We start from the raw sequence: 20,218 nt of genomic DNA, 5'->3' as shown, positions 1-20,218 counted from the left end.
CACACACCACCCCACCCATAAACCCCCACCACCCCACAGACGAACACAGGCGCTCCGCGACACCACCCAGCAGCGACCCCGGGGAAGAAAAAACCTCACTCACAGGAGTGGGCCCGCAGGACCGTGCGAGTGGCACCACTCCCAAAAAGGGATGAGACAGACCACCCACCGGTAAAAAACCTGCACAACACACCCCAGCCCTCACCACCACGAAAGACCCCCCATGCCTCCCTTCCTCACCATCAAAGCCGCATCCCTACTCGGCACCGCCGCGCTCACTGCCACAGCACTGCTGCACACCAGCACCGCACAAGCCGACGACGGACCCACCTTCAACTGCCAACTCCTGCACATCCACGCCGACACCTCCCTCGAGGGCTACACATGCGGAGAACCCACCACCTACGACGGGCCCGGAAAAGTCCACTACCTCTACAGCACCAACGGCTACGCATGCACCACCATCACCGCACGCCCCAGCACCGAAAACAACACCACAACAAACCTCAAAGCAACGGGCTGCACCCCCGACGACCACACCAATCCACCAACATCGAGCCACCCCTAGTACTCCAGCAGCGTTTCGCTATCTGGCCTGGTCAGAGGCGTCGTCGGGAGTGTAGTTGGTTGATGACATGTCAGGGGCGGTCTTGCCGGACCGCCCTTCCAACGAATGACATCGAGAACTGTCTGCGGGGTGATGAGGGCAGCCTCCTCACGTGATCGACGACCTTGCCGACGCGACCTGGGACCGTGAACTCAACGACCTCTTCCTGCGTATCGGCCACCGTTTCGGCCGTGCCGACCTGCGACGCCGCATGCGTGACTACGTCCGCGCCCTGCTCGGTCCAGTCGGCCGCAAAAACGGCTGGCAACTGGCCGAATACGCAGGCCACCGCACTCCCGACGGCCTTCAGCGGCTGCTGAACAGAGCCACCTGGAACGCCGACGACGTCCGCGACGACCTGCAGACATACGTCGCCGAACGACTCGGCGAAGCCGACGGAGTCCTCATCCTTGACGACACCGGCTTCGTCAAGAAGGGCACCACCTCCGCAGGTGTCCAACGCCAGTATTCCGGCACCGCCGGCCGCACCGAGAACTGCCAGATCGGCGTCTTCGCTGCCTATGCCACCACCCACGGTCGCGCCTTGGTGGACCGCGAGCTGTATCTGCCCAAGTCCTGGACAGACGACCGCGAACGCTGCCGCACCGCCAAGATCCCTGATGAGAGGGGCTTCACCACCAAACCAGAACTGGCCAGGGCCATGGTGCTGCGCGCACTTGTCTCCCCGCTGCCGATCGCCTGGGTGACCGCGGATGCCGCCTATGGCCAGGAGTGACGCTTTCGCCGCATGCTGGAAGAAGCCGCCGTCGGCTACGTGCTCGCGGTCCCGAAGTCCCAGCCGGTGCCCCGCTTCGGCCGGATCGACCATCTCTTCAGCCAGGCACCGGATGAGGCATGGGAGCAACGTTCGTGCGGCGACGGCGCCAAGGGCCCACGCGTCTATGACTGGGCAGCCGTCCAGCTCCCGGTGATCGAGGACTTCGACGATGAGCAGCCCACCCATCAACGCTGGGCGCTGGCCCGGCGCAGCATCAGCAGACCCGACCAGATCGCCTACTACCTCACCTACGCGCCGACAGGAACCGGCATCGACCAGCTCGTGCGCGTTGCCGGGCGTCGGTGGGCGATCGAGGAGTGCTTCTAGGCTGCGAAGAACGAATGCGGTCTGGACCAGTACGAAGTCCGCCGCTACGTCGGCTGGATGAGGCACATCACCCTGGCCATGCTCGCGCATGCCTTTCTCGCGGACGCGGCGGCCCAGGCAGCGGCAAAGGGGGACGCAGAAACGGTTCCACCCTGGTCCCGCTCACCGTGGCAGAAGTCCGCAGGCTGCTGGCAACTGGACCCGCAGACCGGCCCCGCCCGTCCCTTCGTATCCATGCGCTGAGTTGGTCGCGATGGCGACGAAAGCGTCAAGCCGTGGCCCGATACTGTCACTACCAACGACGATGTCATTCGTTGGAAGGGCGGTCCGGCAAGACCGCCCCTGACATGTCATCAACCAACTACACTCCCGACGACGCCTCTGACCAGGCCAGATAGCGAAACGCTGCTGGAGTACTAGTACTACAACGGTGCCTGTTCTGAGTGCTGGGCAGTTTTCAGGGGCGGTGTCCGCGTCGTTTGTAGCGACTCACGCGGGCCTGATACTGGCGTCGTCGGCGCCATGTGGACCAGTGCAGAATGTGCTCGACCGGTGCCGACCGGCGCTCGGTGAGGCGGTGGATCAGGCGTCTGATCTCGGCGAGGCTGAGGTGGATGAGCGGGGAGGATCCGTTTCTGCTTTGCCCGCATCCAGCTGTCGAGCTCGCAGGACGGTCAGGCAGGCGTGGGCAGCCATGGCCAGGGTCATGTCGCGGTGCCAGCCGGAATAACAGCGGACCTGGTAGTCGCCCAGGCCGCACTCCTGCTTGGCGGTCTGGAAGCACTCTTCCACAGCCCAGCGGCTGCCCGCGATGCGGATGAGCTGATCCAAAGTGGTGTCGGCGGGGCAGTAGGCGATGCAGTAGGAGATCTCCTCGGACCTGCTCACGCTGCGGCGGGCGAGAACCCAGTGCCGGCGGTCCTCGCGGTGCCAGGGCCACACCTCAACCCGCGCCCAGTCGAAGACCCGCCGGCCATGGGCTCCCGCGCCGCAGGAACGGCGCCTCCATTTCTGCGGGCGATGCAGCGCATGGCGGTCCGTCGTCCGGGCCCGTACGACAGGCGGGTGGCGACGATCGGTCTTACGGAATGTGTGCCAGAACCCTCAACCCGCCGACGGCGGCCCGCCGACCGATACCGTCGCCAAGAAACCCTCCTCGGTGAACCGCACAGCCACGGTGGTCCCGTCGTGCCGCTCCGCATGCAAGGACCCGTCCGCCACCGCCTGGCGGACCGTGAAACCGTGTCGCGCGAGATACCCGGTCGCGGTCTGCCGCGGGTCGTACGGAAACTGCCGCACAGCCACATCGAACATCCCGCTCACTACCCGCCGGTTGAACCCGGCCTCTGGCACAGCCGCGTCGTCCACGATCACGAACGCCCGTGCACCGTTGTCCAATGGGCAACTGGCGAAACCGCGCGTGCGCAACGCACCGAGGGCAACCGTTGCCAACCGTTCTGCCGCCCCCACCGGGTCCGCGAACGCGGCCAGCTCGAGTCGCGGTTCGACGAACTCGTAGATCCCGTTGCGCTCTCCGAACTCCCGCAACCACACAGCCAGGCTCAGCCGTGGCACCCCCGGCGGATGCGTCCGCTCATTGCCCCACGCCCACAGCCAACTGCCGTCATATCCCAACGACCCCAGCGGCGACTGGTGCACGCTCACCTCGCCGATCCGCAGCATGCTCGTGTCATAGCTCAGCGACCACGCCCCACCGACCGGCTGATACCGCCGGTAGGTCGCCTGCTGCTCAAGCGCCGCGGCAGCGTAGTACGCGCCCGCGTCCTCGAACGCGCGGCTGAACACCCCGTCCGCCATTTGTGGCATCCGATCTGGTCTCACTTTCTCGTACGTGGTCAGCTGGTCCAAGGCTGCCACCGCTCTTCCTGCGCCGGGTTGATATTGCTGAGCCACACCAGCGCCTCCTCGATCAGCCCGGGTTTGTCATCAGCGGCCAGGGCGGGAGCTTCGAGCATGTCGGCAGCCTCTTCCAAGTAGGTCACCAATGTGTCGCGTACCTCGCCGGGCCCTTCGTTGTAACGGGACCACCGGTCCAGATAACCGCTCTTGGCATCCAGGTACAGGCCTGAGGTGCTGTCGGCAGGGCCCAGAGCGACTACCGGAATACGGCTCGCCTTCCACACCGTGATCCGCTCCTCCTGCGGGCGGTCGGTGTTGGCGAGGTCCTCGTCAGCTTGGGCATCCATCTTCAGCCGGTAGGTAGCGGCCACCGCGTCCAAGGTCATCAAAGCCCTATTACCAGGAAGGCATCCCCAGCCGTTGCCACCCTCGTCCCCTGAGGTGAGCAGCCACAGACAGTGCAGTTCGACGGGTATCCGGATGCCGAGGTCGTCTTCCAGAGCGGCAACGGCAGCAGGGCTGGCGCCGGCGCGAAGCGCAGCATAGGAAACGGGAGCATGGTCCTTCAGCCAGCGGGTGATACGGCCCCAGGCATCGGCGACCTCCCGCACGGTAGTCGCCGCGGCAACAAGGTCACCGGACTGATCCTCGCCCTGGTCCTGCTCTTGGTCAGGAGCAACCGTGGAGGCGTCTGAAGGGACAAGCGCCTCCAGGAATCGAATCTCGATGCGGTCCGGCTCACGGATGTAGCCGACAGACAGGTCGGGGCAGTCGTCGAACATGTCGCCGTCGACCGTCACCGTCAAAACGCCGGGCAGCTCCGAGGGCCGGCCCATGCCGGGGTCGTCGGCCAATTGACCGGCCAGGGCCTTCAGCGCATAGGGAACATCTGCCCCGAGCCGAGCAGCGATCTCGCGTACGTCCGGCTGGATTTCGATCTTCACAGCCTGGTGCTCCTTGCTGGTCGGGATAAGAGAGGGCGCCCCTCACACAGTAGGCCTGCACGTACACCAGCAGACGGTACGGCGACGCTCTGTCGTGCGGGGCGGGTCTGTCGGCCGCCTTGCACAATACGGGCCGCAAGCCCCCACCACACGAACTGACTTGAGATCCGACCTACGCCCTGGGCACCGGCATGGTGGCAGTGCCATGCCTCAGGAGGTTTGCCCGCCGTCCAGATGGCTGATCATGTGCGGGTACTCATCGGGGTGCCGTTGCAACGCTGTCTTTGCGTCTATGCCGGGGGCTCAGCGCGGCCAGGCGGCCGGAGTGCTTGGCGGCAGCGGGATCTCGTCCAGCCGAAGCCACTGTTCCCGGCTGCTCTGATCCGGCAGACGGAACCGCACGTCGTGCGCCTCGTCCGACTCGTACGGGGCATCCCCTACAGCTCGCAGCAGGGCGTGCAGCCTCGGATGAGGGGCCTGCATCGCCCGGCCGCGTACGCCTTCGGCGCGCAGGGCAGCCAACGTGAGCGAGGCGGTGTTCACTCCGGTACGCCGGTGACCGTCGGCGTGGGCGATTGCCTCCGGGTATTCCACGATGGAGGCCAGGGCCTCGGGGCCGGCGACCGTGTACGTCAGCGTCAGGTCACCGCGCTGCAGCATCACCTGCGCTCCCGGCTCCACCAGCGAGCCGTCTTCGCGGGTCGACATGGCCACCTTGCCGACCATCGGGCCCATGCCGATCTTCCGGACCTCCTCGAACTGCTCGATCGTCGGGTCCACGAATCGCTCGGAGTTGGGGAGCACCAAGGCGCAGTGCCCGTTCCGCTGGGTTCCCGTCCAGCTCGGTGTGAGCGAGCCGTAGAGGGTTCCGGCGCCGTCCTTCTTCCGGATGGCCACGGTGACCGGCAGCAGTTCGGCCCGCACTCCCAGCTGGCCGTAGGCGTTGCGCAGCGTCAGGCACGCATCGACGCAGATGTTCGCCGGCGCGCGGCCGTCGGAGAGGGCCGCCCACAGGAAGGGCAGCACCAGTTCCACGACCTGGTCCGGCTTGGCATGCTCCAGCATCCGCGCCATGTGATCCATGCTCCCCGGCAGTGCCGGAGGCGCCCTGCGCGGACGCGGTACGGAGGGACGGGAGACCCGCTTTTGCGGTGTCCGGTGCTTCTTGCCCCGCTGCTGCTTCGACATGGACAGAGCCTATTGATCCGAAACTCAAAGGGTTCTATTCGAGGATGTAGCGGACGTGCGGGCCGCCGAAGTAGCCGCGGACGATGTGTGGCTGGCGTTGGCGTCGGTGGAAGAACCGGCGGGTCTCGGCGGCAAGTTGGGCCTGGTCGCGGGCCCGGCTGTGCATCGGCAGGCTCCGTTTGAGGCCGACGTTGACCAGCTCGTCGGGGTTCAGCTCCGGCGAGTACGACGGCAGGAAGTGCAGCTCGATGCGGTCCGGATGGTCGGCGAGCCAGGTGCGGACCTTGCGCGAGCGGTGGACGGAGTGGCCGTCCACGACGAGGTGGACCTTGTGGTCGAAGTGGCCTGCGAGCCGGTCGAGGAAGCGGCACATCACGTCGGCGTCGAAGGTCTCGCTGAACACCATGAAGTGCATGTGGCCCTTGGTGCTGATCGCGGACATCGCGTTCACCGAGAACCGGTTGCCCCAGCGGCGCACGATGGGGGTGCACCCCTTGGCGCCCCAGGTGCGGCCGGTGACCTGGTCGGAGCGGATGCCGACCTGGTCGGCGAAGAGGACCTCGCCGCCCTCGGCCTTCGCTTTCGCACGGATCGCCGGCCAGGTCTCCTCCCGCCAGACGCGCACCGCCTGCGGGTTCTGCTCGACGGCCCGCTTGTCCGGACGCTGGAACGACAGGCCCCAGCGGCGCAGGTACTTGCCCACGCCCTGCTCGGTCGGCTTCACCCGGTACAGCTTCGCGATCAGGTCCCCCACACCGGCACGCGTCCACAGCTGCCCGGCCAGCCCCACGTCACAGGGCCGGTGATCCAGCACGGCCTGCCGGACCGCCTGCTGCTCGACCACGTCGAGAACCTGATGTTCCCCGACCCGGCACCCACGCGGCTGGCCCACGAGCGCCTCGCGTCCGCCGGCCAGCCACTTCGCCCACCAGTTGTCCACGGCCTTGAGCGAGACCTGGAACACCGCCGCGACATCCTCGCGAGTCCGGCCCGCCACCAACGCGGCCACCGCCCGCAACCGAAGGGCCTCCTGCGCCGACGACGACAACTGCCGCGCATCCCCCACCAGTTCACTCACGCAGGGATCAACGACCCAGAACACCTACCGTTTCAGATCAATAGGGACCTCAACCGGCTTTCCGACAGACCGCGTTGACCGGCCTGACACGGCGACACCGCAGGCTGTGCAGCCCATGGCGTCGCCGCGTCGCAATTCAGCGGTCGCTGGGGGCGAGCAGGCTGGTGACCTCGGCGAGCGCGGCCGTGCCGGGCTTGGAGTACTTCTGGGAGGCACTGACGCACTTGTGCCGCGATTTCGCCATGAACAGCAGCAGGGCGACGCCCTACTCGCCGAGGTGGGTCAGGCCGGAGTGCCGGAACTCGTGCGGGTTCCAGCCCCGTACAAGCCGACTCTTTGGGCAAAGCCGAGGTTGATGACGTATTGGTACTGCCCCGCTGCGATCCGAGGCCGACGACCTGGCCCACCCACGTCCCATCCAGCTCCTGGTCGGTGCCGGCCGCCTACGCGCCGACGATGCGGTCCCAGTTGCGCATGTTCAGGTGCCGGAGCTCCACCGCGCACTGGCGCGGCCAGTCGACCCGGGACTGGTTGACCGGGTGGACTTCCACGCGGGTGCCGCGGCCTTGGCGGTTGAGGCGGGCGAGCAGGTAGCGGGCGACGCTCTCCCACCGCACGGTCCGGTACGCCTGCTCGATCGCGGCGAGGTTCTTCCTCAAGAGCGTACGGGTGCCGGCCTGCCAGGCGCGCAAGGTGCGGCCGGTGACGGTCAGGCCGGCTGCCCGGGCGGCTTCGAGAGCGTGGGCGGTGCAGGTGAGGTAGTTTAAGCGCGCTGTCAGGCCGTCGTAACTCGCCTCCAAGGTGGCACCGTTGCCAGGATCCACAAACCGTCTAGATGCTTGTTCCAAGTATCGACGGCGACCCTGGCTCCGCCAGTATCGCTCGCAGATAAAACATTCAGATCGGTATGGTACCCCTTAGGATCATAGTATTGAAAATCCGAGCTGCGCCTAGTCATTCGGGCGACCACATCGTAAAGACCATGCAACACTAACTCTCGGTTAAATACACAGACCTTATCCCTCGGAATCCCGGGATAAAGGCGGTACTCACTTTCCACCGCCACCCTCCCAAGCTCACTGAACCTCTTTCATCCTGAATAGTCGCAGGTCAGTAGTACGTGGATGGCTTGGACAGTGCGGCTGATGCGGCGGGTGGAGGAGCGTGCTCTGCGCATGATGCGCCAGGATTTGAGCCTGGCGAAGGCGCGTTCGCCGGGAGCTCGGAGTCGAGCGTGGTCGCGGTTGAATTGCTGGTAGTGGGCGGGCTGTTCGCTGTGGTGGTAGTACGGGGTTCGGAAGGTGGCACCGGCGCCCTGGTAGGCGCGGTCCGCCAGCACAAGGATTTGCCGGGTCAGGCAGGCTTGGACGATGCCGTGGGCGCGGGCCGCGGTCAGGTCGTGGGTGCGGCCCGGTGTTGCGCGGGAGAACCAGAGCGGTGTGCCGTCTGACCGGGCGATGACCTGCACGTTCATGCCGTGCTTCTTGTGTTTTTGCGAGTAGTACGGCTCGTCCGCGGCGATGCGGTCGATAGGGATCAGGGTGCCGTCAACGATGGCGTGGTCACCCTCACCGAGGCCGGTGAGTGCTTCGTGCAGGCCGGGCGCCCAGGAGGCCAGTACGTCCAGGGCCTCGTCGACGTAGCGCCAAGCGGTGGCCTGGGATATTCCGAAACCGGCTCCGAGCTGCGAGAACGTCTCGTTCTTCCGCAGGTGGACCAGCGTGAGCAGCGCCTGCTTGAAGCAGCCGAGCTTGCGCCAGCGGGTGTTACGTGCGCGGCGGTGCTCGTAGAGCAACCAGGAAACATGCTCGACGAGCTCATGCGGGACGTCGAGGATGGCAGGATACGGAACCAACAGGGCCCCTTCGGTCGCCGGTGTGCTGAGTGGAATCACCACGCCAACGACGAGGGGCCCTGCCTCGTCACCACACCCTCTGGCCAGCCCATTTCACCCGCCAGCACAGGATGAAAGAGGCTCACTAATCCGTTCCGCAAGTACAGACATTCCCTCGTCATACTCCTGGCATTTCAGTTCCAGACGTCGCCGAAATGCGGGGTCATCTTGCGCTTCGCCATTCGGCCCCACTCTGGACGGAACAAGCATGGGCTGCCCGAAATCTGGCACAAGCACTCTGATGTAGACACGCCGGATCGGCCCGGGATCATCAAGAAGCTTCTCCATGTGATGGTAGAGATCGCCATACATCGTCTCCCCGGTATACCCAAGGAAAGTAATTTCTACTGTTCGGGCGCGGAATGCTTCGCCTACGAAACGGCCCATCTCACGCGACTCCACCTGAGATCGCGCGGGCAGCTCAAGCGAGGCAGTCAAGTCCTGTACCGCATCGTACAGCACATATGCCACGAGGCTGAACAACGCACTACCAATGAACGCTTTGCCCTGCAGAGCATCTCCGACGGGTTTTACGAACTGAGCAATCAGCCCAACGGCGAAGATTCCGAGAAGGAAAATTCGAGTCACAGTGGACTCAAAATTTATTAGATACCGCTTCAGACGATGAGCCACACCAGGCTCAGCCGCCCCGTTCCCTGGCGCAGACATCCGCAGCCTCTTCCCCGTACCGTGCTGCCCTGCGACGCATTATGTACGTGCGGGAGACACGGTTCGTCTCTTGCTGTCATGGTTCCCATTCGATATTGATCTGGCAACGAATATGGAGGTAATGATCTTCGAGCCCACCTCCAGTGCAGGCCGACCATCGTTCAGTCAGCGGACCGAGCGGCAGCGCTCGACCCTGGCCGTGATCGGGCTCGCCCTTGCCGGCCGGGCAGGCGCCCGCCTGGCCGACATCGTCGGCGTGCCGGTCAGCCGCAGCACGGTCCTGCGGCTGGTCGACGCACTTCCCGAGCCGGAGGCGCCCGCTCTACGGGGGGTCGGTGTCGACGAGTACGCCACGGGTAAGGGCCGCCACTACGGCACCGTCCTCGTGGACGTCGAAACCCGCCGGTCCGTCGACCTGCTGCCTGACCGGGAATCATCGAGTCTGGCCGCGTGGCTGGCCCAGCGCCCGGGAATCGAGGTCGTGTGCCGGGACCGTGCGCCGTTCTTCGCCGAGGGAGCCGCCGCCGGTGCCCCGCAAGCCGTGCAGGTCGCGGACCGGTGGCATCTCTGGCACAACCTCAGCGAGGCCGCCGAGCGGAGTATCGCTCAGCACCGCCAATGTCTGCGCGTCCTGGTCCCCGAGATACCTGAACCGCCCGAGACTGAGCCCGGCCCCGCGGCGAAGGCGCCCGGCTCGTCATGGCCGACCGGCCACCGATTCGCCGACCGGACCCGGACCGTGCACGCCACCGTCCATGCTCTGGTGAGAGCAGGGCATAGTTGTCGTGCGATCCAGCGGCAGCTCGGCATGACGAGCCGAACCGTCAAACGGTACGCGGACGCCGCCAGGCCGGAAGACCTCTTCACTGGTCAGTGGCAGACCCGGACCTCGGTCTTTGACGAGTACAAGCCCTACCTCGACGACCGCTGGAACGAGGGCGGCACCAACGCCTGGAAGCTGTGGGAAGAGATTGTCCCGCTCGGCTACAAGGGCAGCTACCAGCGAGTTCGCGCCTACATTCGTCAGAGGCGCACGTCGCCACGGCCCGTGACAGCCGGGCCGTCCTCGCCCCGGAGTGTCGCCGGATGGGTCCTCCGACGTCCGGAAACCCTTTCCGAGACCGAGCAGTTCCACCTGAAGAGCGTTCGGGCCGACTGCCCCGAAATCGACGCACCTACCAGGCACGTCCAGTCCTTCGCGACCATGCTCACCGAACGCCAGGGCGAGCGCCTGCCGGACCGGCTCGACGCCGTCAGACAGGACGACTTCCCCAGCCTCCACACGCTCGCCGCAGGCAACGACCGCGATCGTGAAGCCGTCATCGCCGGGCTCACCCTCCCCTGGAGTTCGGGTGTCGTCGAAGGACATGTCAACCGGATCAAAATGCTCAAGCGCCAGATGTTCGGGCGCGCAGACTTCGCACTCCTCCGCAAGCACGTCCTGCTGGCAGGCTGAGAGCTTCCCTGACCGGCTATCGGCAGAGATCATGGCCGGTATGAAGAACCGGTCCGGGCATAACACAAGCGACGACAGCAGCGTTCCTCAGCCCAAGTGGACCGAGGAGATCGACCTTCAAACCATTGACGCTGCCGGCCTGGTGCATGACGTCACCATCTGCCTCAGCGACCCCTCTACCGCTCTCATCGCGCTCATCGACGCTCACTCACGCACGGAGTTCAGCGGGACCGACTATCTTGACTGCCTTTCTCAGGCCCGCCGACAGCTCGAACTTGATGGCCGCCTCTTGTGCTGCCAGGGAGCCCGCCCCAACGTCCACCCGTCCGGACAGCTCCGACAATTCACCAACGGGCGGCAAGCGTATGTCCGCCACTGGGAACCCTGGAGCGAAGGTACTGAGACAGTCGACATCTTCGCCCCCGCACCCGCCGGAGACGTCGCAACTCTCGACGACCAGCGAGCAGCGATAGTCAGCTCTTGGAACGCCCGGCACCCGGGAAATCAAATCTGACGCCCTCATCGCCTCAGTCACGATGCGTAGATCCTTCACACAACTCGTGCCAGAACCGTCTCTCGTGAACAGAGCCAGTTGTCGATCTTGACGTGTCTGACGAGCGTGAAGTCAGATGCGGTGTCAAGTTCGTCATCAGAAGCAGTACCGCTGCATAGAACTCGTAACACGATCTTGCTGGTGTGCAGCGGCTGGTCGGGGTGCTGCTGAGTAGGGTGCCGCTGTCCCTGCCAAGGTTCACAGGCTTCGCCGGAGTCATGCAGGGATGAAGCTCGGCCACCAAGGTGGGACGTTGCCCGGGCACGACGGTGCGGAGTAGGAGTCCGGCATGCCGAGCCATGTGACAAGGAACCAGGTGAACCACAGGGTGAAGATGAGCCCTGCAGTCAGGGCGGTCCTGCGATGACGTCTTCCGATGGTGCTGTGCAGGATCACCCACGAAACCGCAGCGGCGATCCATATGAGAGGAACAAGAAACAGCAAGGTCATGCCATTGGTTACGCCGTTGCCGATGTCACATACAGCCCATGCATTCCCAATGGCAGCAGTGGACACCACTGCGGTCAGTCCACCGAAGAGGACCCCAAAACCAGTTCCTCTGAACCGGCGGCTCGGAGGACTCGACGGCTCTGCTCCCACGATCATCTCCCCTCCTCGCCGTAGATGCGGAGAGTATCAACGTGCTGAAGCAGCCTGCCGGAAATTAACGTGTTGCTTCGCGCGGTTCAGGTCGTTGATCTGGCATGGGTGTGTCTGGTGGAGTTCGCGATCAACTGGCTGTGAAGTTCGAGGTGTTGTTCCCACGCCTTGATGGGCGGCAGCGGTGGTTGCTGATGGGGGCCGAGGCCCGGGTCCTGGGTCACGGAGGCATTCGGGCGGTGGCACGGGCGGCCGAGGTCAGTGAGACAACGGTCCGCAAAGGTGTGGCAGAGCTGGAATCCGGCGAAGGCCCTTTGGGCCGGGTACGCAAGTCTGGCGGCGGTCGCAAGAGGACCGCGGATCTTGACCCCGGGCTGCGGCCCGCGCTGTTGGCACTGGTGGAGCCCGATGAGCGCGGTGATCCGATGCCGCCGCTGCGCTGGACGGTCAAGTCGACCAGGAGCCTGGCGGCGGAGCTGACCCGGCAAGGACACCGAGTCGGTGCGGACACCGTCGGGGTCCTGCTGCGCCAGGAGGGCTTTAGCCTGCAGGCCGGCGCCAAGACCCTCGAGGACAAACAGCACCCTGACCGCGACGCCCAGTTCCGCTACATCATCGACCAGGCCAAAGAACACATGGCCGATGGTCAGCCGGTGATCAGCGTGGACACGAAGAAGAAGGAACTGATCGGCAACTACAAGAACACAGGCCACCAGTGGCGGCCGTCCGGTGAGCCGGCGCGGGTCAAGACACACGACTTCCTGGACCGGCAAGGACCAGGAAAGGCGACCCCTTACGGGATCTACGACCTCGTCGCGAATACCAGCTGGGTCAGCGTCGGCACCGATCACGACACCGCCGCCTTCGCCGTCGCCTCCATCCGCCGCTGGTGGCAGGCCCGCGGCCAGCGCGACTACCCGGCCGCCACCCGTGTGCTGATCACCGCGGACGCGGGTGGTTCCAACGGTTACCGCACCCGCGCATGGAAGAGCGAACTCGCCGCCCTGGCCGCCCAGACCGGCCTCGAGATCACCGTCTGCCACATGCCGCCGGGCACCTCGAAGTGGAACAAGATCGAGCACCGGCTGCTCTCCCGCATCTCCATGAACTGGCGCGGCCGCCCACTGACCAGCCACGACGTCATCATCGACAGCATCGCGGCGACCACCACCCGCACCGGGTTGACCGTCCACGCCGAACTCGACACCGGCACCTACGACACCGGCATCAAGGTCACCGACAGCGACATCGACGCCCTGCCTATGCACCGGCACCGTTTCCACGGCGACTGGAACTACACCCTGCAGCCTCGGCCCGACGTCACCACCGCGGTCCAAGACCCACGGTCGACCAGCCTTCCCTGCCCACAGCCTTGCACCGGGTATCTGCGCAGTCCAGAACTCACCGGCATGCCCGAACCCGCACCGGACGAACTCATCGGCCAACTCTCCGAGCCACTGGAGGAGTTACGTGAGCGAGCCCGATCCTAACAACGAGGAGGCGAGCGACTCCGTGCTCGAGGGGCAGGAGGCCAGGACAAGCTGACCACCCCCGCCAGGGTGTTGGCCACCGTGCTCTACCTGCGCAAAATCGGCACCCGAGATCTCCTGGCTCAACTCTTCAAACTCAACGGCAGCACCCTCACCAGGGTCATTCGCCAAGTCCAGCCCTTCCTGGCCGAACACAGCCGCACCATCTCACCCTCAACAGCCAGGTTCCGCACACCCGCCGACGTCACAGCGTTCCTCGCGAACAGCGTCCCCACAAAGATCAAACCGACACGTTAATTTCCGGCAGGCCCTTAGAGGTCCTAACAAAGGCGTCGGACGTGGCGGTAGGTGATCAGGCAGGTGGCGAGGCCGAGGAATGCTTCGTGGATGTCGTCGCGTCGTTCCCAGCGGATGCGTAGGCGGCGGAAGCCGTGAAGCCAGGCGATCGTGCGTTCGACGACGTAGCGGAAGACGCCCAGGCCGGTGCCGTGAGACTCGCCCCGCTTCGCGATCACGGGACGGATCCCGCGCCGCCACAGCAAGCGCCGGTACTTGTCGTGGTCGTAACCACGGTCGGCGAGCAGTGCGTCGGGCCGGTGGCGGGGCCGGCCGACAACCCCGGCGACGGCGGGGATCTTGTCGAGCAGGGGCAGGAGTTGGGTGACGTCGTTGCGGTTGCCGCCGGTCAGCGACACCGCGAGCGGGATGCCCTGCCCGTCGACGATGAGGTGGTGCTTGCTGCCCGGACGTGCGCGGTCGACCGGGCTGGGACCGCTTTTGGGCCCCGTCGGGCCGCGCGGACATGCGAGGAGTCGATCACCGCCCGGCCCCAGTCCAGATGGTTCTTCGACCGCAGCTCGTTCAGCAGCAGATGGTGGAGCTGGTCCCAGACGCCGGCCTTGTTCCAAGCCGCCAGGCGCCGCCAGCAGGTCATCCCCGAGCCGAAGCCGAGCTCCTGGGGCAGGTACTCCCACTGGATGCCGGTGTGCAGGACGAACAGGATCCCGGACAGGGCCTGCCGGTCCGGCACCCGCGGTCTGCCCTCAGCCTTCTTCGGGCCCGGGTTCGGTAGCAACGGCTCGATCAACGACCACAGTTCGTCCGACACGATCCACGGCCGCGACTGACGGTTTCCCATACCCAGACATACGAGCAGAGAGACCGACAGTCTCATGATCAGCAGCTTTTGTTAGAGCCAGTTAGGCAGCACCCCGAGGCGCGGGACCAGCAGCCGCATACGGCTCGGCGGGCCCCGTCCGAAGCGTCGATCCGATAGAAGAACAAAGCACGTCGCGCGGACGCTACGACCGGGAAACACTTACCGTCAGGAACCAACAAGTCATAAACGATTTAACTTTTTTAGTCTGACAAAAGATGTCAGCAAGCTCTACGCCCATGCGTAGCCCCGCTCACACACTGGTACTTGACTCTCCAGTCCCGCTTCGCCCCTCTTCATCACCGGGCGACAGTGCAACGCAATGCGGTGCGATGCGATGCGATGCAATGTGGCACACACGGGCTTACCAGTCAGGAGGAGACCGACGTCAACATGCACGCGGAGAACCGGGCGACGCCGTGGCGTCGGCTCAGTCGGCTCAGCGGTCGACGACGAGCGTGCGGAGGAGTTCCTGGCCGACCTGCCAGTCGCCGAGGCCGCTGTCGGAGTTGATGTGGCCGTGGCTTCCGATGAGGGGCCGTTCCGCCTGCCATCCCTTGGCGAGGGCGGCGGACGTCATCGGGTCGCAGTACGGGTCGTCGTCGCTGGCCACCATCAGGCTCCGGCACGGCAAGGGGCGGGCGGACAGTCCCAGGAACGTCGATGCGGCCTCACGCGGGAACGCCGGTCCCTGGAGATCGGGCGGCGCGACCAGGAACGCCGTCACCCCGTCGGGCCGTGCCCCGTCCAGCCACTGAGCAGCTGCCCAGCAGCCCAGGCTGTGAGCCACCAGCGCCACCTGGCCGTCACGCTCGGAGGCGGTCTCGTAGGCGGTCTCGTAGGCAGTCTGGACTGCGGCGACCCAGTCCGGCAGGTCCGGCCTGCTCCATGAGGCCGGTGCGATCCGGACCGCTGAGGTTCCCCACTGGTTCTCCCACAGGCTCTGCCAATGCCTCTCATCCGAACCGTCGATCCCGGGGATGACGATGTACGCGGTCATCGCGCACCGCCCTTTCGATCGTGGCCCCCACAGCGCGTACGGCACCTGGAAGTCCTTCAAAGAGCCAGGCGTAATGACCTGGCCCAGCAGATGATCTCAAAGAGAGCGGTGGCAGCCTCATGGGCCCGGTCCGCAAACCCCTGCCCGGGTTCGCGGACCGGGCCCACGAGATGACATGTCCCACTGAGGTGACGTGTCCCAAGAGGTGACGTGTCAGGACAGCGTGCGCGTCCTCTCGGAGCGGAGCTGGCTGCGGGTGTACAGACGCCCCTGGCGCCGGGCCGAGCGCAGGAACATGACCGTGGGGACCGTGCACACGAGAATCGCGAAGATGCTGGCCTCGGGTCCGAAGGCACCTCCGGTGATCGCGGTGGGACCCGACAGCACACCGTGGAACAGCCCGGCCGGCATGTCCTCGTTGCCGGAGACCGTGACACCGAAGATACCGCTCAGAGCGAAGTTCCAACCCAGGTGCAGGCCGATCGGCAGCCACAGGGTGCGAGTGGCCGCGTAAGCCGCGCCGAGCATCAGGCCCGCTTCCATCGCGATGGCCAGCGCGCCCCACACGGTGGCGCCGGAGTTCACCAGGTGCAGCGCTCCGAACAGCACACCCGAGATGGCCAAAGCGCCCCGTGTGCCCGCCAGTTGTTCAACGAAGCGGAAGACGATACCGCGGAATAGGATCTCCTCCACGACCGCGATCCCCGCCATCATCCCCAGGATGGTGAACGTCCCGCCGACGGACACCCCGCCCTTGGTGCCGTATTCACCGAACAGAGCGATCAGCGCGAGCGTCACGACGAAGAGTCCGAGGCCGACGAGGGCGCCACGGCGCAGGCCGGGTACGGCATCGGCGGTGTCCAGTTCGGACACGGGGCGCTGTTCGAGGAACCGCACCGCCGCCGCGTAGGCCGTCAGGGCGATCACCGCGGCCGCCGCACCGAACAGCAGTGACAGCACCGGGTTGTCCCCCGCCATGCTCCTCATCCCCGCGGCGAGCCCCGTCACCAGGACGAACAGCACCACCATCACCGCCAGTCGCACCCCGCTCGGCCACACCCGGCGCGTCGGCTCGAAGGGGGACTGCGAGAACTGACGCTTCAACCACTGCACCGACGGTGCGTCCCACGGCGACATGATGTTTCCCATCCTTGACCGGCGGCCGAGCCGCCCCTTCGACTGGAAGGAACGCTATGTGCGGCCGCCACCCCCGAACCTCCCCTTGAGGTGGACAGTTGCGTGTAGCTCACGTGGGGGACAACAAGGCACGCGCAACAACAGCGGCAGCGACAGCGGCTGCTGGCGTGAGTCGCGCGCGAGGGAGGGGTGCACGAGTCGGATGGACGACACGTGCAGGTCCGGCGGGAGCATTCAGTGGCGGGCACTCGCCGGGGTCAGAAGAAGGCAGGCTTCATGAGTGCGTTTGCTGAACGTGTTCCCTTGGCGCTCTTCGAGTACGGCGACTGCAGTACGCGATGCCGCACCTCCAGCCGCGATCTCAACCCTCTTGGGCATAGTCACGCAACGGCGCGGTCTGCGGAGCGGGCAGGTCGGCGGCCACCGTGCCGAGCAGTGCGAGGGCCTGCTGGGAAGGGCTGCCGGGCTCGGCCTGGTACACGATGAGCTGCTGGTCCGGCGCGCTGTCGACGGTGAACGAGTCGTAGGCCAGGGTCAGCTCGCCGACCTGGTCGTGGCTGAAGGTCTTGGCCTCATGAGCCTTGCCCCGTACATCGTGTCGGGCCCACAGATCACGGAACTCCGCGCTCTTCAAGGACAGTTCGCCGACCAGTTCGGTGAGCCGGGGATCGTTCATCAGGCCGCCGCTGCCCGCGCGCAGGGCCGCGAGCCCGGACCTGGCGACCCGCTCCCAGTCGGGGTAGAAGTCCCGGGCGGCCGGGTTCAGGAAGGTGAACCGGACGAGGTTGACCTCGTCCTGGTCCAGCATTGCGGCAAAGAGTGCGCGTCCGAGGCGGTTGCCGGCCAGCACGTCCAGCCGGCGGTCGAGGATCAGCGCGGGTGTGTGCAGCCAGCCGTCCATCAGACGCAGCAGACTCGGCGCGACGACCGCACCGCCACCTCGCCGGACGGGGCCGGGGCCGGGGCCGGGGCCTCGATCCGTTCGTGCCAGCCGGTGCAGGTGCGCGGACTCCTCGGAATTCAGTCCGAGGGCGCGGGCCAGGGCGTGCACCACCTGCGCGGAAGGATGCTTCTCCCGCCCCTGTTCCAGCCGGGCGTAGTAGTCGGTACTGACCCCGGACGACTGGGCGACCTCCTCCCGGCGCAGGCCCGGCGTACGGCGCCGGCCCGACCAGGGCTGCTCGGCCCGGTCCGGACTGGTCGTCTCCCGCCGTGCGCGGAGGAACTCACCCAGCACGTTGCCACTGTCCATGCCGCAACGATAGGCGCATACGCGATCGGCTACCTGGGTGTGGCACACCCTGGACAGGACCGCCCTGGTTGACCTCCGGGCCACCGAACATGCTCGGCCTCATGACAGACAACGCTTCCCACACCTTCCCTCTGTCCGCCCCCGGTGCGGTCCCGGGCCTGCTGACCGGACGGATCGCGGTGATCACCGGGGCCAGTGCCGGAATCGGCGCCGCGACCGCCCACCGTTTCGCCGCTGCCGGAGCGACGGTCGCCCTCCTCGGCCGGCGATCCGGGCTGCTGGACGACCTCGCCGTCACCCTGCGCAAGGAACACTCGGCCGAGGTCCTGCCGCTCGCGGTGGACGTCACCGATCCCGCCGCGTTGACCGCCGCCGCTTCGACGATCCGCACCACCCTGGGCCGGCCCGACCTGGTCGTCGCCAACGCGGGGGTGATGCTGGGCGCGCCGTTCGAGGAGGCGGACACCGCCGAGTGGGACCGGATGATCGATGTGAACCTGCGCGGTCTGCTGACGACCGGCCGGGCCTTCATCGCGGACCTGCTCGACGCGGCAGAGGCCGGACGGGCCGCGGACCTGGTGAACCTCGGCTCGATCGCCGCAGAGGTGATCTTCGCCGACTACCCGGTCTACGGCGCGACCAAGGCGGCGGTCACTCAGCTGACCCGTAACCTGCGCGCCTCTCTCGGGCCTCGCGGTGTACGGGTGCGGTCCATCGACCCGGCCTTCGCCGTCACCGAACTCGGCGCCGACATGGCACACGAGGCCACCCGGGCCGGACTGGCCGACATGCGCACGGCCGTCACAACCATCACCGCGGAAGACGTGGCCGACGCCATCACGTACTCGGTGGCGGTACCGGCCCGGGTCAATATCGCCGAACTGACGATCGTGCCCACCGAGCTCGGCTGACAGTCGATAAAGGCGTGCGGGCGCCCACCGCGGTGGTCGGTGGGCGCCTTGTCACGCTCGCGCCCCGCTGCCACTGCCGGCGTTGCTGTCCGTCGCCGCCCACTGTTGTCCGTTTCTGCCCGTCGCTGTCCGCTCCCGCCTGTTTCTGTTTGCTGCTGCCGTTGTGGGCATCCAGCGGTGGCGTTCACGGTGCGGAGCAGGGCAAGGAGGCAGGTCGGCCGGGGTTGTGCTGTTGCTCCGCCCGGACGGCTGCCAGAACGTACAGACCTCAGATGCCGTCGGACACGGCACCCGGCACCCGGCACCCGGCACCCGGATGAGTGGGTGCGACGCACCCTGCCTGAACCTCGCCCGCGACCTTAGCGTCGAGTCATGAACGATGAACGATTGATCGTGGACCTGCACAGTCGGTGGGTGTTCGGCTGGGAGCGCAACGACGGGGACGAGCCCTTCGACTTTCGGCGCACCTTCGGCGATTTCTACGACTTCGACTCCCCGGACGTCCGCCTCTACGACGACTTCGACCCCGAGCAGCGTGTGGCGACGACAGCCGCCGGATACGGCTCGATCTGGGAGCCCAGTTTTCGCCAGATGGTCTCCGCGCATCACGCCGTCGACGACGGCCCACACGTCATCGCCGACCTCGGTCTGGCCGCGTCCACCCTCGCATTCGTAGCGCGGATCACCGTGCCGGACGCCACCACGGACATCCGTACCACTTCCTCGCTGGTCTGGCGCCGGACACCGGACGGCTGGCGGATCGTCCGCGAACACAACTCGACCAAGGTGCTGCCCGCAGGGACCCTCGACCGCAGGCTGCCGACACGCCAGGCGCCCTGACCTGGGCCGCTTTCGCCCTGTTGACCCGCCGCCCGCACTGAAGCGGGCCCACACACGGCGCACTCGATCCGCCGATGGGTTGCAGGCCTCCTCCGAAGCCGTTGCAGGGAGTACGCGGAAGCAGGACTGTTCCCCTCGAACCGGGGCACTGCTTATTCGACAGCCGTGTAGAACATCGGAAGGAAGGCAGCAGGATGGAAATCTCCGGAATCATCGCCGCGATCGTGATCGGTATCGTCATCGGGGTCCTGGGCCGCCTGGCCCTTCCCGGCCGTCAGCACATCGGTGTCCTGTGGACCATCGCAGTCGGCATCCTGGCCGCACTGGTCGGCACGGCTGTCGCCGGAGCCCTGGATGTCGCCGACACCAAGGGCATCGACTGGATTGAGCTGGCCATCCAGATCGGCCTCGCCGCTGTCGGCGTCGCAGCAGTGGAGCGTCTGAAGGGCCGCCGCTGAAGCAGGGCTGCAACACGGGG

Annotated in this window: 16 protein-coding genes and 4 pseudogenes; 8 read left to right on the top strand and 12 right to left on the bottom strand. The window is 66.2% G+C overall.

Translation table 11 applies throughout. From position 1 onward, the window contains the following. The first annotated feature begins 223 nt into the window (after positions 1 to 223). Together QFZ75_RS39055 and QFZ75_RS39050 are read left to right on the top strand one after the other, a co-directional pair. Positions 224 to 568: a hypothetical protein gene (locus tag QFZ75_RS39055; RefSeq protein WP_307544155.1), complete on the top strand. Its 345-nt coding sequence runs from the start codon at positions 224 to 226 to the stop codon at positions 566 to 568. Between the two features lie 151 nt (positions 569 to 719). Further along, positions 720 to 1,955: pseudogene (locus QFZ75_RS39050) on the top strand (IS701 family transposase). Between the two features lie 339 nt (positions 1,956 to 2,294). On the opposite strand, the pseudogene QFZ75_RS39045 reads toward QFZ75_RS39050, so the two are convergent. The 8 genes and pseudogenes from QFZ75_RS39045 to QFZ75_RS39010 all read right to left on the bottom strand — a co-directional run. Beyond that, positions 2,295 to 2,783, bottom strand: a pseudogene (locus QFZ75_RS39045) (IS701 family transposase); the annotation flags it as partial. Positions 2,784 to 2,816: 33 nt separating this feature from the next. Continuing rightward, positions 2,817 to 3,581, bottom strand: a complete 765-nt coding sequence (locus tag QFZ75_RS39040; protein WP_307544154.1) for a DUF6882 domain-containing protein — start codon at positions 3,579 to 3,581, stop codon at positions 2,817 to 2,819. Continuing rightward, positions 3,569 to 4,516 (bottom strand): hypothetical protein, encoded by a 948-nt coding sequence (locus QFZ75_RS39035; protein ID WP_307544153.1) that lies wholly within the window; start codon positions 4,514 to 4,516, stop codon positions 3,569 to 3,571. Before QFZ75_RS39035 ends, QFZ75_RS39040 begins: the two co-directional genes overlap by 13 nt. 303 nt (positions 4,517 to 4,819) lie before the next feature. Next, on the bottom strand, positions 4,820 to 5,704 hold the full coding sequence (locus QFZ75_RS39030) for a hypothetical protein (RefSeq protein ID WP_307544152.1): 885 nt from the start codon (positions 5,702 to 5,704) through the stop codon (positions 4,820 to 4,822). A gap of 34 nt (positions 5,705 to 5,738) precedes the next feature. After that, positions 5,739 to 6,782: an IS630 family transposase gene (locus QFZ75_RS39025; protein WP_307544151.1), complete on the bottom strand. Its 1,044-nt coding sequence runs from the start codon at positions 6,780 to 6,782 to the stop codon at positions 5,739 to 5,741. A gap of 282 nt (positions 6,783 to 7,064) precedes the next feature. Continuing rightward, a pseudogene (locus QFZ75_RS39020) lies at positions 7,065 to 7,630 on the bottom strand (transcriptional regulator). A 242-nt stretch (positions 7,631 to 7,872) separates the two neighbouring features. Beyond that, on the bottom strand, positions 7,873 to 8,679 hold the full coding sequence (locus QFZ75_RS39015; RefSeq protein ID WP_307544150.1) for a transposase family protein: 807 nt from the start codon (positions 8,677 to 8,679) through the stop codon (positions 7,873 to 7,875). Positions 8,680 to 8,730: 51 nt separating this feature from the next. Then, positions 8,731 to 9,309, bottom strand: coding sequence for a hypothetical protein (locus QFZ75_RS39010; protein WP_307544149.1), 579 nt, complete (start codon positions 9,307 to 9,309; stop codon positions 8,731 to 8,733). 157 nt (positions 9,310 to 9,466) lie between these two features. Between QFZ75_RS39010 and QFZ75_RS39005 the strand changes: the two genes are divergently transcribed. The 3 genes and pseudogenes from QFZ75_RS39005 (at position 9,467) to QFZ75_RS38995 (ending at position 13,741) form a co-directional block, all read left to right on the top strand. Next, the gene (locus tag QFZ75_RS39005; protein WP_307544148.1) at positions 9,467 to 10,801 is read left to right on the top strand and encodes an ISL3 family transposase; all 1,335 of its coding nucleotides are present in this window, start codon (positions 9,467 to 9,469) and stop codon (positions 10,799 to 10,801) included. A 40-nt stretch (positions 10,802 to 10,841) separates the two neighbouring features. After that, positions 10,842 to 11,315 carry a hypothetical protein gene (locus QFZ75_RS39000; RefSeq protein ID WP_307544147.1) on the top strand — a complete coding sequence of 158 codons (474 nt, stop codon included), beginning with the start codon at positions 10,842 to 10,844 and terminating at the stop codon, positions 11,313 to 11,315. 833 nt (positions 11,316 to 12,148) lie between these two features. Then, positions 12,149 to 13,741 (top strand): annotated as a pseudogene (locus tag QFZ75_RS38995) (ISAzo13 family transposase). Positions 13,742 to 13,764: 23 nt separating this feature from the next. Here the strand turns inward: QFZ75_RS38995 and QFZ75_RS38990 are convergent. From QFZ75_RS38990 to QFZ75_RS38975, 4 genes are all read right to left on the bottom strand, one after another. After that, positions 13,765 to 14,582, bottom strand: a protein-coding gene (locus QFZ75_RS38990; protein ID WP_307534034.1) for an IS5 family transposase whose coding sequence is annotated in 2 segments (ribosomal slippage) — positions 13,765 to 14,235 and positions 14,238 to 14,582 — 816 coding nt in all. Because the reading frame shifts where the segments join, the coding sequence is not laid out codon by codon here. Between the two features lie 457 nt (positions 14,583 to 15,039). Next, positions 15,040 to 15,600, bottom strand: a complete 561-nt coding sequence (locus QFZ75_RS38985; protein ID WP_307544146.1) for an alpha/beta hydrolase — start codon at positions 15,598 to 15,600, stop codon at positions 15,040 to 15,042. Between the two features lie 213 nt (positions 15,601 to 15,813). Next, positions 15,814 to 16,737, bottom strand: coding sequence for a CPBP family intramembrane glutamic endopeptidase (locus tag QFZ75_RS38980; protein ID WP_307544145.1), 924 nt, complete (start codon positions 16,735 to 16,737; stop codon positions 15,814 to 15,816). Between the two features lie 361 nt (positions 16,738 to 17,098). Next, complete coding sequence (locus tag QFZ75_RS38975; RefSeq protein WP_307544144.1) at positions 17,099 to 17,989, bottom strand: helix-turn-helix transcriptional regulator; 891 nt, start codon at positions 17,987 to 17,989, stop codon at positions 17,099 to 17,101. Positions 17,990 to 18,090: 101 nt separating this feature from the next. Between QFZ75_RS38975 and QFZ75_RS38970 the strand changes: the two genes are divergently transcribed. The 3 genes from QFZ75_RS38970 (at position 18,091) to QFZ75_RS38960 (ending at position 20,198) form a co-directional block, all read left to right on the top strand. Next, positions 18,091 to 18,900 carry an SDR family oxidoreductase gene (locus QFZ75_RS38970; protein WP_307544143.1) on the top strand — a complete coding sequence of 270 codons (810 nt, stop codon included), beginning with the start codon at positions 18,091 to 18,093 and terminating at the stop codon, positions 18,898 to 18,900. Positions 18,901 to 19,272: 372 nt separating this feature from the next. After that, positions 19,273 to 19,740: a nuclear transport factor 2 family protein gene (locus QFZ75_RS38965; protein ID WP_307544142.1), complete on the top strand. Its 468-nt coding sequence runs from the start codon at positions 19,273 to 19,275 to the stop codon at positions 19,738 to 19,740. A gap of 194 nt (positions 19,741 to 19,934) precedes the next feature. Beyond that, on the top strand, positions 19,935 to 20,198 hold the full coding sequence (locus tag QFZ75_RS38960) for a GlsB/YeaQ/YmgE family stress response membrane protein (protein ID WP_307544141.1): 264 nt from the start codon (positions 19,935 to 19,937) through the stop codon (positions 20,196 to 20,198). Positions 20,199 to 20,218: the final 20 nt, after the last annotated feature.

The sequence above is a fragment of the Streptomyces sp. V3I8 genome (genome assembly GCF_030817535.1).
Taxonomy (GTDB): domain Bacteria; phylum Actinomycetota; class Actinomycetes; order Streptomycetales; family Streptomycetaceae; genus Streptomyces.
This window is presented reverse-complemented; position numbering and strand designations above follow the sequence as displayed.